Origin of the sequence: Rahnella sp. CG8 (assembly GCF_023701875.1) — a bacterium.
GTDB classification, from domain to species: Bacteria; Pseudomonadota; Gammaproteobacteria; order Enterobacterales; family Enterobacteriaceae; genus Rahnella; species Rahnella aceris.
On sequence record NZ_JABAED010000012.1, the window covers coordinates 1 to 14564 of the forward strand.

At 53.2% G+C, this 14564-nt stretch carries 10 protein-coding genes and 1 pseudogene; 2 read left to right on the forward strand and 9 right to left on the reverse strand.

Features of this window, described 5'->3' with window-relative positions; all coding sequences use genetic code 11:
* A pseudogene (locus HGO41_RS12895) lies at nucleotides 1–171 on the forward strand (IS4 family transposase); the annotation flags it as partial.
* A 58-nt stretch (nucleotides 172–229) separates the two neighbouring features.
* On the opposite strand, the gene folA reads toward HGO41_RS12895, so the two are convergent.
* From folA to HGO41_RS12910, 3 genes are all read right to left on the reverse strand, one after another.
* Nucleotides 230–715 carry a type 3 dihydrofolate reductase gene (folA, locus tag HGO41_RS12900; protein ID WP_013577047.1) on the reverse strand — a complete coding sequence of 162 codons (486 nt, stop codon included), beginning with the start codon at nucleotides 713–715 and terminating at the stop codon, nucleotides 230–232.
* A gap of 269 nt (nucleotides 716–984) precedes the next feature.
* Nucleotides 985–1449: a threonine/serine exporter gene (locus HGO41_RS12905; RefSeq protein WP_037033453.1), complete on the reverse strand. Its 465-nt coding sequence runs from the start codon at nucleotides 1447–1449 to the stop codon at nucleotides 985–987.
* The gene (locus tag HGO41_RS12910; protein WP_037033454.1) at nucleotides 1446–2255 is read right to left on the reverse strand and encodes a threonine/serine exporter family protein; all 810 of its coding nucleotides are present in this window, start codon (nucleotides 2253–2255) and stop codon (nucleotides 1446–1448) included. The genes HGO41_RS12905 and HGO41_RS12910 overlap by 4 nt, the downstream gene beginning before the upstream one ends.
* A gap of 105 nt (nucleotides 2256–2360) precedes the next feature.
* Between HGO41_RS12910 and HGO41_RS12915 the strand changes: the two genes are divergently transcribed.
* Nucleotides 2361–2975, forward strand: a complete 615-nt coding sequence (locus tag HGO41_RS12915) for a LysE family translocator (protein ID WP_013577050.1) — start codon at nucleotides 2361–2363, stop codon at nucleotides 2973–2975.
* 55 nt (nucleotides 2976–3030) lie between these two features.
* On the opposite strand, the gene kefC is transcribed toward HGO41_RS12915, so the two are convergent.
* The 6 genes from kefC to dapB form a co-directional block, all read right to left on the reverse strand.
* On the reverse strand, nucleotides 3031–4884 hold the full coding sequence (gene kefC / locus HGO41_RS12920; RefSeq protein WP_112151002.1) for a glutathione-regulated potassium-efflux system protein KefC: 1854 nt from the start codon (nucleotides 4882–4884) through the stop codon (nucleotides 3031–3033).
* On the reverse strand, nucleotides 4877–5431 hold the full coding sequence (kefF, locus tag HGO41_RS12925; protein WP_013577052.1) for a glutathione-regulated potassium-efflux system oxidoreductase KefF: 555 nt from the start codon (nucleotides 5429–5431) through the stop codon (nucleotides 4877–4879). The genes kefC and kefF overlap by 8 nt, the downstream gene beginning before the upstream one ends.
* Before the next feature lie 118 nt (nucleotides 5432–5549).
* The gene (locus HGO41_RS12930; RefSeq protein ID WP_013577053.1) at nucleotides 5550–8141 is read right to left on the reverse strand and encodes a glycosyl hydrolase family 18 protein; all 2592 of its coding nucleotides are present in this window, start codon (nucleotides 8139–8141) and stop codon (nucleotides 5550–5552) included.
* A gap of 335 nt (nucleotides 8142–8476) precedes the next feature.
* Entirely contained in the window at nucleotides 8477–11701 is a 3225-nt protein-coding gene (gene carB, locus HGO41_RS12935) for a carbamoyl-phosphate synthase large subunit (RefSeq protein WP_013577054.1), read from the reverse strand.
* Between the two features lie 16 nt (nucleotides 11702–11717).
* On the reverse strand, nucleotides 11718–12869 hold the full coding sequence (gene carA / locus HGO41_RS12940; protein ID WP_013577055.1) for a glutamine-hydrolyzing carbamoyl-phosphate synthase small subunit: 1152 nt from the start codon (nucleotides 12867–12869) through the stop codon (nucleotides 11718–11720).
* Nucleotides 12870–13346: 477 nt separating this feature from the next.
* Nucleotides 13347–14168, reverse strand: a complete 822-nt coding sequence (gene dapB / locus HGO41_RS12945) for a 4-hydroxy-tetrahydrodipicolinate reductase (protein ID WP_112151003.1) — start codon at nucleotides 14166–14168, stop codon at nucleotides 13347–13349.
* Nucleotides 14169–14564: the final 396 nt, after the last annotated feature.

The window sequence follows — 14564 nt, forward strand, 5'->3', positions numbered from 1 at the left end:
ATCGGGCTGCCGTGGGCATCAGCGGGAGCCATCCCGGGTCATCTGAAGCATTTTTACAGCAACGCAGCGATGCTAAAGCTGCCCTCGAGGCGTGAGCGTGAATATGCGAGGGAAGTGAGAGAAAAAAGGTCAAAATATCCCTTAAAAAACAATGCCGGTCACCTTAAGTGACCGGCATTACCTGCAAAGGGTGCCTTTTTATTGTCACACGGCTCGCGCAGCCGTAGGATCAGGCGCGGCGATCAAGGATTTCGAAGCAATAACCATGAGAGTTCTGCTCATCCGCATCGTGGAATTCGCTGAATGTGCTTTCCCAGTCATCCGGCTCATAATCAGGGAAATGTGTATCCCCTTCGACTTCGGCATCAATGTGAGTCAGATATAAACGATTGGCCTTCGGCAGCAGTTGCTCATACACGCGGCCGCCCCCCATCACCATCACTTCTTCCACATCGCCGGCAGCCGCCAGCGCAGCGTCAACAGACGTTACCCAGGTCACACCTTCATGCTCGCCCGGTTTAGAGCTGATGACAATATTCAGCCGGCCAGGCAACGGGCGTCCGATTGACTCAAACGTCTTTCGCCCCATGATGACGGGTTTGTTGAGCGTATTACGCTTAAACCAGGCCAGATCACCAGGTAAATGCCAAGGCATAGCGTTTTCCATGCCAATAACGCGATCGGTCGCCAGTGCGGCGATCAGGCTAATAATCATTGTGAAGCCCTGTGTAGAAAAAGGATTTGTGCGTGACCCCAAAAAAGAGCTGCCACTATACGGAAAGCCCCATCAGCCGTCGATAGGGAGACCCACGCTTTACAAAGATATAAGAGAGCTCTTACCCTGCCGGGATATTCCCCGCCAAAAGTAGCGGTTCCGGCGGTAAAGGACGCTCAAAAGCAGGAAGGTACCGCCGTAATCCAGTCGAAAATGCTGAAGCGCTCACCTGCTTTTTTGCATGGTAGCTCCACGTTGTACAACAACGCTTACACACCGGGGCGTTTACGGTACAGCCACAATCCCGGTAACGATAATCCGATAGATAATGCCCCGACGATAAAACTGGCTTTCAGAAAATTGGTGAGTGCCGTCGATAGCAATGCTTCGCTGTAGCCCAGATGCGAAATCTCCACGACTGAGATCATCGCCGTGTAGGCAGAAATGCCGGGGAACATCGGTATAACAGCGGCAACGGTGAAAACTTTAGGATGTGCCAGTAACCAGCGTGACCATCGAATGCCCATAATGCCAATCAGTATAGCTGCCAGCAGGGAGGCCCATTCGATGTTTATCCCGCCGTGGATCAGCAACATCCGCGTGCCATGGCCAACTGCGCCGAGCAGTGCGCAATAACGTAATGCCCGCGGCGGCACATTAAACACCATCGCAAAGCCCAGTGCGGGCACGGCAGCGAAAAGCATATCCTGAATCAGTGCCCATAAAAGGCTCATGACCACCCCCGTAAACCCCACAATGCCATTGCCATGACCACACCAATGCAGGTCGCCAGTGTCAGCAGGCTGGCCATAGTCCAGCGCGCCAGTCCGGTGTTCACATGCCCTTTGAACATGTCCGCCACGGCATTAATCAGCGGAAAACCCGGCACCAGCAATAACACGCTGGCAGCCATTGCGACGTTTGATGACTGCTGAAAAATGCCCAGCCGCAACAGCAACCCTGAAATGGAAGTCGCCACGAATGCCGTGCAGCAAAAGTTGATGAGCGGATTCATATGCCGTGCAGTAAGGCTCTGGCGTACGGCCATGGCGACGCCGCTGGCAAAAAAAGTGACAATGAATGCATCCCAGCCGCCACCATTAAGTTTGCTGAAACACCCGCAGGAGAGCGCCACCATCAGGATCATCAGCCAGCGCGGATACCGCAGCGGTTTGATTTTTTGCAGGCGTTTTGCCACCAGTTGACTGTCGAGCAGTTTATGCTCGGCCAGGATCACCGTATGTTGGACTTGTGTCACAACCTGCATGTTGATCCCGCGGTCAACATTTTTACGCGTCGAGGTCAGACAATAACCGCCGCTTAAGGTGCTGAGCACAATGGCATTGGCGGAAATCGAGCTTTCCACCCGGTCCATTCCCAGCGCGACGCCAAGCCTCGCCGACAGCTGTTCGACCAGCATACTTTCGGCACCATGCTGCAACAGCATCAGGGCACATTCGATGCACAAACGGGTAATTTCACGTTGATGATGCGCCTCGGGGCTTTCACGCACCGGGTATTCTATGACCGGATCCTGCATACCATTCACCGCCCGCAAAAAAAGCAATAAGAGTGATTTAACTTACTGAGGATTGGCGTATCATGCCGCCTTCTTTTGTTCCGAACATTGACGACGGTTATTTTCATGCTTGAAACCACCCTTTTTGTTGCCAGTATCGCCTTCCTCGGCATGCTTTCTCCCGGTCCCGATTTCTTTCTGGTCATCAAAAATGCGGCCCGCTATCCGCGCATCGCGGCACTCATGACGTCACTGGGTGTTATTTGTGGTGTGATTACGCATATGTCTTACTGCGTGGCCGGTCTGGCAGTGGTGATCACCACCACGCCGTGGTTATTTGATTTACTGAAATACGTCGGTGCGGCTTATCTGATCTGGGTCGGTATTCAGGCGTTGTTTTCCCGCAGCAACAGCAAAATGAACCTCGACGGACTGGAGCCACAGCAGGTAAAACTACGCACCGCGTTCGTGCAGGGTTATCTGTGTAACCTGCTCAATCCAAAGGCGACACTTTTCTTCCTGGCGATGTTTACGCAGGTCTTGCAGATTAACTCCACCTTCGGTGAAAAGCTGTGGTACGCCTCTATAATCGTCGGTTTGTCGGCCATTTGGTGGCCTTCGCTGGCGTTACTTATCCAGAGCCCGCCGGTGCGTCGTGGTCTGGCGAAAGCGCAGAAACTTATCGATAAACTGCTGGGCGGTGTACTGATCGGTTTGGGCATTAAAGTCGCACTGAGCTGAGTTCAGAAAGAAAAAACCGGTGCATCAGGCACCGGTTTTCTGTTTTAACGGCGGCTTAGCCCTTCGCTTCAATCACCTCTTTCTCAGGCGCTTTTCCGTCAATACTGCCACGCCAGCCCTGTTGCTGACCAGAAGCCAGACGCTCCTGATCCTGCTCGATAGCGGCTGTCAGCATATCTTTCGCACGCTGCATGCTGGCGATACGGAACTCAGTATCTTCGTAATTCTCGATAGTAGCCTCCAGCATTTTCAGGTTATAGCGGCGGAACAGATCTGCCTTCTCGCGGGCTTCATACGCATCCAGCCCCAGCGCCTCCAGCACATCGCGGCCGACGCGCAAGGAGCCTTCAAACAGTTCACGTTCCGGCGCTTCGACACCCAACTGACGCAACTGATACCAGTGATCGACATCACGGGCGCGGGCAATTACTTTCAGATTCGGGAAATGCTCTTTCGCCAGCGCCGTCAGCTGAAGGTTGGCTTCCACATCGTCGATGGCATTAATCAGAACCTTCGCCTGCGCGGCACCGGCGGACTCCAGCAAATCAACGCGTGTGGCGTCGCCGTAAAACACTTTGGTGCCAAATTTACGCAGCGTTTCGATGTGATCCGGATCGTGATCCAGGACCACCGTGTGGACGTTATTTGCCAGCAGCAAACGACCGGCAATCTGACCAAAGCGCCCGAAACCGGCAATAATTACCTGCGCGTTCTCATCATCAATGGTGTCATGCGGACGGTCATCTTTCGGCGCATTGCGCTCAAGGCGCGCGGACAGTACCAGCAGCAATGGCGTCACCGCCATGGAAAGCGCCACGGCCAGCGTCAGAGCTTTCGACCATTCTACCGGCAACACACCTGCCATTTGAGCGGTGCTGAAAATCACAAACGCGAACTCACTGCCCTGCCCGATTAAGATGGCAAACAGGCCGCGCTGCTTTTTCGGCACACCCAGCCACGGCGCAACCAGCCACAACAAGGCGGCTTTCAGCGCCATAAAACCGACCAGCAATGTGGCAATAAGCAGCGGCTGATGGACCAGCGTGCCGAAGTCAATAGACATGCCGACGCCGATAAAGAACAAGCCGAGCAGCAGACCTTTGAACGGCTGGATATCGCTTTCCAGCGCGTGACGGTATTCAGAGCTTGCCAGCAATACGCCCGCCAGAAATGCGCCCATCGCCATCGACATACCGGCCATTTCCAGCAGAATACCGAAGCCGAATACCAGAAACAGCGCAACGGCACTGAACACTTCACGCATGCCGGAGCGTGCCACGAAGTGCAGCAAGGGCCGCGTAACATAGCGCCCGAGCAACACCACCAGCACCAACGCACCGACCACTTTTGCCGCTGACAAACCAAAACTCATCAGCGTTGTGGCTTCGCCGGTGCTCGCCAGTAAGGGGATCATCGCCACCAGCGGGATGGCGGCGATATCCTGGAACAGCAACACCGCAAAAGCGCTGCGGCCAATGGGTGAAGCCGTCAGGCTGCGCTCACTCATCGCCTGCATGGCAATGGCCGTTGAAGAAAGCGCCAGCGTCAGGCCGATCAACAGGGCGATTTTCCAGTCCAGTCCGAGGAAATAACAGAATGCGCTGAGCACTGCGCCGCAGCCCACCATCTGAATGCTGCCGCCGCCGAAAACCGAGGCACGCATCGTCCACAACCGTTTGGGATCCAGCTCAAGTCCGATGACAAACAGCATCAGCACCACGCCGATCTCCGCAAAGGTCAGAATTGATTCGGCATCAGAGACCAGTTTCAGCCCCCACGGGCCGATAATGCAGCCCGCAATCAGGTAACCGAGCACAGAACCCAGACCCAGACGTACCGCAATCGGCACAAACAGCGCCGCCGAGCCGAGATAAATCAGGCCTTCAATCATCAGGTTATGGTTATCCAAGGCTCACCTCCGGCGGGCAGCCTTCTTTCAGACTCAGGCAGGCGGTTAAACGGCGACGATATTCTTCTCCCGCCGCTTTCAGCGCCACTTCATCGCAAATGAAGGTGTTGTGCACGGCGAAATACGGCAGCCAGTGCATGCCGCAATAAATGGCTGTCGCCTGTAACGGCTGCGCCAGCACGTCAAAATCGGGGTGATCACCCAGCTCGAAATGGTGCTCGTTACCGCCGGTCGTTACCGCCCACAAGCAATGTTTGCCATTTAAGGCATTGCCTTCATGGCCGTACGCCCAGCCGTGCTCGAGCACTTTGTCGATCCACAGTTTCATCAGTGGCGGCAAGCTGTACCATTGGAGCGGATGCTGGAAGACCACCAGATCTGCACGTTCAACGGCTTTCTGTTCAGCGGCAATGTCGATATTGAAATCGGGATAGAGGTCGTAGAGCGAACGCACTTCGACGTTGGGCAAATCACTGACTGCCGACAGCAGCCCCTGATTGGCTCTTGAATGGCGCGGATAGGGATGGGCGTAAATTATTAAAATCATCTGTGAACTCATATCGACAAAATATGCATTCATCATAAAGTATTTTTAACATTTATTAACTGCCGTAAATACGATGAAAAACAGGGCCCTCAGGCCCTGTCGATTTACATGAAAGGATTCACGGACAACTGACTGCCCCGAGATCCAGCCAGTTGTCACCTGCAACCGGCGTGACACCCCGAGTCCAGACCTTCGCTTTCCAGTTATGGCCGCCGTAAGTGGCCATTTCCCCCTGAACATAGGTGGCCGCATTGTCGTAAGGCAATGTGATATTGCTGACGAGTTGCCACTGATCGCTGCTGCGCGATGGCGGGTTGTTTTGTGTCCAGTATTTCGCCTTCCATATCAGCTGGTTGTAGCTGACGGCATCGCCGGTATTGTAGATTTTGCTGCTGTCCCAGGCAGGCACTTGCGCCGCCGCAGGATCCGTTGTCACACCACACCCGCCCGTGCTCGCCGGGTTAACCGTCAGTTGTAAGCTGGCAGACGTGGATGATTTTCCATCGCTGACCATCACACTGACCGGATACACTGTGCTGCTGGTGACCGCCGGAGCGGTAACGTTGATGGAGCTGGTGGTCAGCGAGCTGGCGCTCAGACCGGCGGGCAACGTCCACTGATACGTGAGCGGATCGTTATTGGCATCCGTCGCCTGTGCCACCAGCGCGAAGGTATTACCTGCCGTTACAGCCATGGTCGCTGGCAACGTCACCACCGGCGGCTGGTTCGCCTGAACCGCCGAGTTTGTCACCTGAACCTGCGCCGTGGCGCTCAGCCCTTGTGGATCGGTCACTTTCAGCTGGAATACCCACACCTGATCTTGCGCGGTAGTAAGGACGTTAAACTGCGCTTTGGCTTTGTCTGCATTGGTCAGCGTCACCGCAGGCCCGGAGACTTTGGTCCACAAATACGTCAGGGCTGCATTTTCCGGATCACGGGAAGCAGAACCATCGAGCGTCACTGTCAACGGACCGGTCACGTTCTGATTTGTCCCGGCACTGGCCAGCGGCGCAAGGTTCGTCGTGCCGCCGCCGGTGCCATTCCCTAAGCCTTCATGCATGGCATTTAAAATATCGCCATTATCCGCATCAATTTCCCATGCAAACAGGCCACCCAGCTGATTAGCCAAAACATATTTACCTTTCGCGACCACTGAACGGTTGTCGTCGTAAGTGATCAAATCGCCGGTGGAAGGCTTCCACAAATACGGTGCTTCAGCTGCGGCATCATACTTGTACTGCCAGTCACTGTTGGCTTTAAGTTTCGCCACCTGACGGTAATCAAGAATGCCATTTTCCCAGGTACCGGCGGTCGGGCCGGTCGCGGTCCCGGTGAAAGGATCGTTATTCTGGAAATTCTTCACCCCCGTCCAGCCGCGCCCATACATGGCCGCACCCACTACAATTTTGCCCGGCGTCACGCCCTGTGAAAGCAACGCCTGCACGCCATGATCGGTGGTGTAATCGGTATCGGGTTTCGAGGCGGAGCCGTACAACGCAGTTTGGTGTCCCAGCGTCGTCAGTGAGAAAGCGCCATAGAAGTCATAGCTCATCAGGAAAATATGATCCATATACTGCTGCGCGGCGCTGTAATCCACGTTATCAATTTTGTCCCGGCCTGCACTGATCGCCGAACTCAGTTCATAGGTTTTTCCGGTTTGGGCGGATAATTCATTGAGCATAGTCCGCAGCTCTTTCATCAGCTGCACATAGGTATCTCCATCCGCCGTGCTGCCCAGTGCAGGATTTTCACCGCCACCGCCCGGAAATTCCCAGTCGATATCCACACCGTCGAAGAATTTCCAGGTTTGCAGAAACTCCTTCACCGAGGCCACAAAAACATCCCGCTTCGCTTTGTCTTTCATGAAATAGAACGGGTCGGATAGCGTCCAGCCACCGATGGAAGGGACAATTTTCAGATTCGGGTAGGCTTTCTTCAGCGCCATCAGCTGGCCGAAATTGCCTTTGTAAGGCGCAGAATATTCACTGACACCTTGCTGAGGCATTTGCACTGCAGCCCAGGGATCATGGATCGCGACTTTAAAATCCTGACGCCCTGCACAGGCGCGTTGCAAGGCCTGAAAACTGCCCTCAATGCTTTTTAAGCTGTCGTTAATCCCATCCCCGCCGCAAATCGGCGTAAAGCCGTACAGGATATGAGTCAGGTTCTGCGCAGGGATTTTATCCACCGGGAACCCGCGACCGTACACGCCCCACTCGACAAAATAAGCGCCTACGACCTTGCCGGATTTATTGTTATAAGGCTGGTTGTTTTCCTTCAGCGTGCTGGTCAATGGTAGCAAATGGCTGCCATCGGTATCCGCCACTACAATTTGTTTGGCGTCACTGGTGGTACAGCCTTCGCTGTTACATAACGCAACCTGCAACTGATAGCGCCCGCCTTTATTGACAGCAAACGTGGCGCTGCCCGTTGCGCCGGAAGGGCCGCTCCAGACCTGCGCACCGTTCAGTAACACTTTGGCCGTCTGCCCCGCATCGCCGGTCCACAAATTCCAGGTGACGGTGACATCCGCCGCATTCTTTACAGTGACCAGTTGATTGTAGGCCGAGGCGGACTGATTGATATCAATGATGGCAAAGGTGGTTTCATCCGCACCGAGTGTCGGCTTTCCGGGAAGTGCCGCCTGTGAGACCGGCGCAAGAACCGCGCCGATGAGTAAAGCCAGAAGGGTGACAGGTGTTTTGTACATGTGAAATTCCTCATTTTGACTGAAAGCGCTGCAAGAAGGGTTAATTCTCGATGTGAACTAACCCAAGCTCCGAGTATAAAATCAGGAACAAAAACATAACAATAATTAAACATTAAAACATCATGACACCCATCACATTAACACAAAATATCGATCTAAAATAATAACTTATGATAAATTCACTTTCATATGAAGACTTTCATACATAAAAAATATAATTTTAATGATAAACATATTTAATGATTATATTTAACATTCTAGCCAAACACATATAAAAAGACGCCCGCCCCTTTCGGGAACGGGCGTCTTAACGACCGGATGGAAACAGAAGATACTTATTTGCTGATTTTGGCGTGCATTTCCTGCACCGAAATTACCTGTTCAGTCGGGTCAGAAGATAATGCCATTGCCGTCGCGAAACCACCGTTCAGCGTAGTGTCGTAATGCACTTTGTATTGCAGCGCACTGCGACGGATAAGCTTGGAGTCTTCAATCGCCTGACGACCCGCCGTGGTGTTCACGATATACACATATTCGCCGTTCTTGATACGGTCCTGAATATGCGGACGGCCTTCATGCACCTTGTTGACCAGACGCGGGTTAATCCCGGCTTCGCCCAGCACTACCGCAGTACCGTGAGTCGCATCCAGCTCGAAACCGCGTTTCAGCAGTTTCGCGGCCAGATCCACCACACGGCCTTTGTCGCCTTCACGAACCGACAACAGTGCGCGTCCGGCTTTCTTCATGCCGGAGTTGCTTCCCAGTTGCGCTTTGGCAAAGGCTTCTGCGAAGGTACGGCCAACACCCATCACTTCACCGGTAGAACGCATTTCCGGCCCAAGAATCGGGTCAACGCCAGGGAATTTGTTGAACGGCAACACCACTTCTTTCACGGAGTAGTAAGGCGGGATGACTTCTTCGGTAATGCCCTGCTCTGCCAGAGTCTGACCTGCCATCACGCGCGCGGCGACTTTTGCCAGCGCCACACCGGTCGCTTTGGACACGAACGGAACGGTACGTGCAGCACGCGGGTTGACTTCAATCAGGTAGACTTCGTTGTTCTTCACGGCGAACTGGACGTTCATCAGGCCGCGAACGCTCAGCTCGAAGGCCAGTTTCTCGACCTGCTGACGCATCACATCCTGAATCTCTTTGCTCAGCGTGTAGCACGGCAGCGAACATGCAGAGTCACCGGAGTGAACGCCCGCCTGTTCGATGTGCTCCATGATACCGCCAATCAGCACGCGCTCACCGTCGCAGATAGCATCAACGTCAACTTCTACGGCGTCGTCAAGGAAGCGGTCCAGCAGAACCGGTGCGTCGTTCGACACGCTGACGGCGTTCTGGAAGTAACGGCGCAGGTCGATTTCGTCGTATACGATTTCCATCGCACGGCCGCCCAGAACATAAGACGGACGTACCACCAGCGGATAACCGATACCCGCAGCTTTCTCAACAGCCTGTTCGATAGTCGCGACTGTGGCGTTTGCCGGTTGTTTCAGGCCCAGACGGTTAACCGCCTGCTGGAAACGTTCACGGTCTTCGGCGCGGTCGATGGCATCCGGGCTGGTGCCGATAATTGGCACGCCAGCGGCTTCCAGTTCACGCGCCAGTTTCAGCGGAGTCTGGCCGCCGTACTGAACAATCACGCCTTTCGGCTGCTCGATACGCACGATTTCCAGCACGTCTTCCAGGGTGACGGATTCGAAGTACAGGCGGTCAGAGGTGTCGTAATCGGTAGATACAGTTTCCGGGTTACAGTTAACCATGATGGTTTCGTAACCGTCTTCACGCAGCGCCAGCGAGGCGTGTACGCAGCAATAGTCGAACTCGATACCCTGACCGATACGGTTCGGACCACCGCCCAGCACCATGATTTTTGGCTTATCATTAGTCGGGTTAGATTCACACTCTTCTTCATACGTGGAGTACATGTAGGCGGTATCGGTAGAGAATTCCGCCGCACAGGTATCAACACGTTTGTAGACCGGGTGCAGGTTGTATTTGTGACGCAGTTTGCGCACTTCGCTTTCTGACACGCCGACCAGTTTAGCCAGACGCAGATCCGCAAAGCCTTTACGCTTGAGCATGCGCAGGTAGTCGTGGGTCAGAATGTTGAAGCCGCCCTCGGCCACTTCATTTTCCAGTTTTACCAGCTCTTCAATCTGCACCAGGAACCAGCGGTCCACGTTGGTCAGGTTGAAGATGCCGTCAACAGACATCCCGGCACGGAAAGCATCAGCGATATACCAGATACGCTCGGCACCGGCTTCTTTCAGTTCACGACGAATTTTGGTCAGCGCTTCCGGATCATCCAGACTCACTTTCGGGTCGAAACCGCTCGCGCCGACTTCCAGGCCGCGCAAGGCTTTTTGCAGAGATTCCTGCTGTGTACGACCAATCGCCATCACTTCGCCGACAGATTTCATCTGCGTGGTCAGACGGTCGTTGGCACCGGCAAATTTCTCGAAGTTGAAGCGAGGAATTTTAGTCACAACGTAGTCGATAGAAGGTTCAAACGACGCTGGCGTTTTGCCGCCGGTGATATCGTTCATCAACTCATCGAGGGTGTAACCCACCGCCAGTTTCGCCGCCACTTTAGCAATCGGGAAACCGGTCGCTTTGGAGGCCAGGGCTGAGGAACGGGAGACACGCGGGTTCATTTCGATAACAATCAGACGACCATTTTTCGGGTTCACCGAGAACTGAACGTTGGAGCCACCGGTTTCTACGCCGATTTCACGCAGCACCGCCATCGAGGCGTTACGCATGATTTGGTATTCTTTGTCGGTCAGGGTCTGCGCTGGCGCCACGGTGATGGAGTCACCGGTGTGGATGCCCATCGCATCGAAGTTTTCAATGGAGCAGACGATGATGCAGTTGTCGTTTTTATCACGCACCACTTCCATCTCGTACTCTTTCCAGCCAATCAGCGACTCATCAATCAGCAGCTCTTTGGTCGGGGAAAGATCCAGCCCGCGTTCGCAAATCTCTTCGAACTCTTCACGGTTGTACGCAATACCGCCACCGGTGCCGCCCATAGTGAATGACGGACGGATGATGCACGGAAAGCCAACGTCAGCGGCAACCGCCAGCGCTTCTTCCATCGTGTGTGCAATACCGGAACGTGCGGTGTCGAGGCCGATTTTTTTCATCGCCACGTCGAAACGGCGACGATCTTCAGCTTTATCAATGGCGTCTGCGGTCGCGCCAATCATGGTCACACCGAATTCTTCCAGCACGCCCTGACGTTCCAGTTCCAGTGCACAGTTCAGTGCGGTCTGGCCGCCCATGGTTGGCAGCACGGCATCGGGACGTTCTTTTTCGATAATTTTGCGCACAACTTCCCAGTGGATCGGCTCGATGTAAGTCGCATCCGCCATTTCAGGGTCAGTCATGATCGTTGCCGGGTTGGAGTTCACCAGAATGACGCGGTAACCCTCTTCACGCAGCGCTTTACACGCCTGTGCGCCGGAGTAGTCAAATTCACAAGCCTGGCCGATAACAATCGGGCCGGCGCCCAGAATCAGGATGCTTTTTATGTCTGTACGTTTTGGCATTTTTTATTCGCTCCTGTTATCTGGCGTTGTTTGTGCGAAAAGCTTCAATCAGTTCGATAAAGTGGTCAAACAGCGGTGCCGCATCGTGCGGGCCCGGGCTCGCTTCAGGGTGGCCCTGGAAGCTGAACGCCGCTTTATCGGTACGGTGGATACCCTGCACCGTATGGTCAAACAATGATTTGTGCGTCACGCGCAGATTGGCTGGCAGGCCGGATTCATCAACCGCAAAGCCGTGGTTCTGTGCGGTGATCATCACGATATTTTTATCGAGATCTTTTACCGGATGGTTACCGCCGTGGTGGCCGAGTTTCATTTTCACGGTCTTCGCGCCGCTGGCGAGTGCCAGTAACTGATGGCCGAGGCAGATGCCGAAGACCGGTATGTCGGTTTCCAGGAAGGTTTTGATGGCGGCGATGGCGTAATCACAAGGCTCCGGATCGCCCGGGCCATTGGACAGGAAGATGCCGTCCGGATTCATTTTCAGGACGTCTTCTGCCGGAGTCTGTGCAGGAACGACCGTCAGGCGGCATCCGCGATCCACCAGCATGCGCAGGATATTGCGTTTCGCGCCGTAGTCATAAGCCACCACGTGGAATGGCAAGTCTTCGGCTTTTTTTGCTTCAGGCAGTTCGCCTTCCAGAGTCCAGCTACCTTGTTGCCAGCGGTAAGATTCCGTCGTGGTCACTTCTTTCGCCAGATCCATGCCTTTCAGGCCCGGGAATGCTTTGGCTTTTTGCAGCGCCAGTTCAGCATCCGGTGAATCGCCCGCGATAATACAGCCGTTCTGTGCGCCTTTTTCGCGTAACAGACGGGTCAGTTTGCGGGTATCAATATCGGCGATGGCAACGATATTGTTGCGCTTGAGGTAATCAGAAAGATTTTCTTCACTGCGGTAGTTGCTGGCTATCAGGGGTAAATCGCGGATGACCAGGCCTTGAGCATGTACTGCGGAGGATTCTTCATCAGCGGCATTGGTGCCGACATTACCGATATGGGGATAAGTGAGAGTGACAATCTGGCGGGAATAGGAAGGATCAGTGAGGATTTCTTGATAACCGGTCATCGACGTATTGAAGACCACTTCCCCCACTGCCGACCCTTCTGCCCCGATGGCCCGACCGTGGAATTGGGTTCCGTCTTCCAGAACCAATAGCGCTGACTTTATCAAAGCATCCTCCAAGAATAATAAATCACAATATCTGCATATTAATTCAGATAACCCGATCTAAATCAATGCAAAAATCGCTCCCGAAGCCAATTTTTGGCAAATTGCGCGCATTCTAATGATGGCAGTTCGGTTTGTCTACCAAAAGCGCCAATATTTCTCTGTTTTTCGCACAACTCAGTGAAAACAGACTCTCACTGCCATAAAAACACAGCCTAAGTCAGTATAGTAACCGTTTGCGGAAGAGGATGTCTGAAAAATGACGAAGAAAGGAGTTTTGTTACAGCTCAGGGAAACAAGGGAGTACAAAAAACAAACAATACAGCAAGAGAAATCGGGATAAAGTCAGTAAAACACAGGATTCAAAATTAAAACAAACCCAAATAGCCATTTTAAACAAAAAAGAGAAGGGCAATCAAGGAACTGCCCTTTTATCAAAAGATTATGACCAAAACAACCACATCACATCTAAAACGTTGACTACAAATCTTCTAAACCAAGGACATCCCGCATGTCATAAAAACCACTTTTATGCGAGAAAAGCCATTTTCCTGCACGAACTGCGCCATTTGCGAAGGTCATACGGCTGGAAGCCTTATGGGTAATCTCAACACGCTCCCCGATATCGGCAAACATCGCGGTATGTTCACCGACGATATCGCCGGCACGAATGGTGGCAAAACCAATACTTTTTGGATCACGTTCACCGGTATGACCTTCACGGGCATACACCGCACAATCTTTCAGATCACGCCCTAACGCATCAGCAATCGCTTCACCCATTGCCAGTGCTGTACCTGATGGTGCATCAACTTTATGACGGTGGTGCGCTTCTACGATTTCAATATCCGTGTAATCGCCCATGACTTTGGCCGCTTTTTCCAGCAGCTTGAGGACAACATTCACGCCCACGCTGAAGTTGGCCGCAAAAACCACCGGAATGACCTCAGAAGCCTGCTTAATTGCAGCCTTACCGGCATCGTCAAAGCCCGTAGTGCCGATAATCATACCTTTATGGTGTTTCTGGCAAAATTCCAGATGAGCCAGGGTGCCTTCCGGACGGGTGAAGTCGATCAAAATATCGAAGTCATTCTTCACGGCATCCAGATTGTCATGCACTTTAATGCCAGCAGTACCCACGCCAGCCAGTTCACCCGCATCGGTGCCCACTAAGGAAGAACCGGTACGTTCCAGCGCTGCGCCCAACACCACGCCTTCGGCGTCAGAGATGGCCTGAATCAGCTGCCGGCCCATACGGCCACCCGCGCCAACAACAGCCATGCGAATATCAGCGTTACTCATAATTACTCTCTTCTTTTTGTGGTTCTGCCGTGAAACAGAATCAGGTTATCGACCCCGCGATCTGGGAGCCAGCAAAATTGCCTCATAATTAGAAAATTATGATACAGCCCCGTTAATATCAGTAAAAGCCATCTGGTTTCAGGTTACGCAATCTGTGATTTTGTGTTAAACGACTGGCAAAACTGGAACTAACGGACAAAAAAACACCAAAAAGCCCGCCTTAATGCGGCTCGCATAACCATGCAATGTAGTGCATAAGTTTCAGCTTTCGTCCGCCCTTCTCCCTGCATCTTTCGCGACACTGATTTTATCACTCTCCCCCAGGGCACCGTCTGACAATATGTATTAAAGGAGAAAGAAGAATATGACGGTGATTTCTGAAAACGCGTATTCACA

What these genes read in the sequence shown, in the direction of transcription:
- folA (WP_013577047.1), bottom strand. Translation starts at nt 715, where the DNA reads ATGATTATTAGCCTGATCGCCGCACTGGCGACCGATCGCGTTATTGGC.
- HGO41_RS12905 (WP_037033453.1), bottom strand. Translation starts at nt 1,449, where the DNA reads ATGAGCCTTTTATGGGCACTGATTCAGGATATGCTTTTCGCTGCCGTG.
- HGO41_RS12910 (WP_037033454.1), bottom strand. Translation starts at nt 2,255, where the DNA reads ATGCAGGATCCGGTCATAGAATACCCGGTGCGTGAAAGCCCCGAGGCG.
- HGO41_RS12915 (WP_013577050.1), top strand. Translation starts at nt 2,361, where the DNA reads ATGCTTGAAACCACCCTTTTTGTTGCCAGTATCGCCTTCCTCGGCATG.
- kefF (WP_013577052.1), bottom strand. Translation starts at nt 5,431, where the DNA reads ATGATTTTAATAATTTACGCCCATCCCTATCCGCGCCATTCAAGAGCC.
- HGO41_RS12930 (WP_013577053.1), bottom strand. Translation starts at nt 8,141, where the DNA reads ATGTACAAAACACCTGTCACCCTTCTGGCTTTACTCATCGGCGCGGTT.
- carB (WP_013577054.1), bottom strand. Translation starts at nt 11,701, where the DNA reads ATGCCAAAACGTACAGACATAAAAAGCATCCTGATTCTGGGCGCCGGC.
- dapB (WP_112151003.1), bottom strand. Translation starts at nt 14,168, where the DNA reads ATGAGTAACGCTGATATTCGCATGGCTGTTGTTGGCGCGGGTGGCCGT.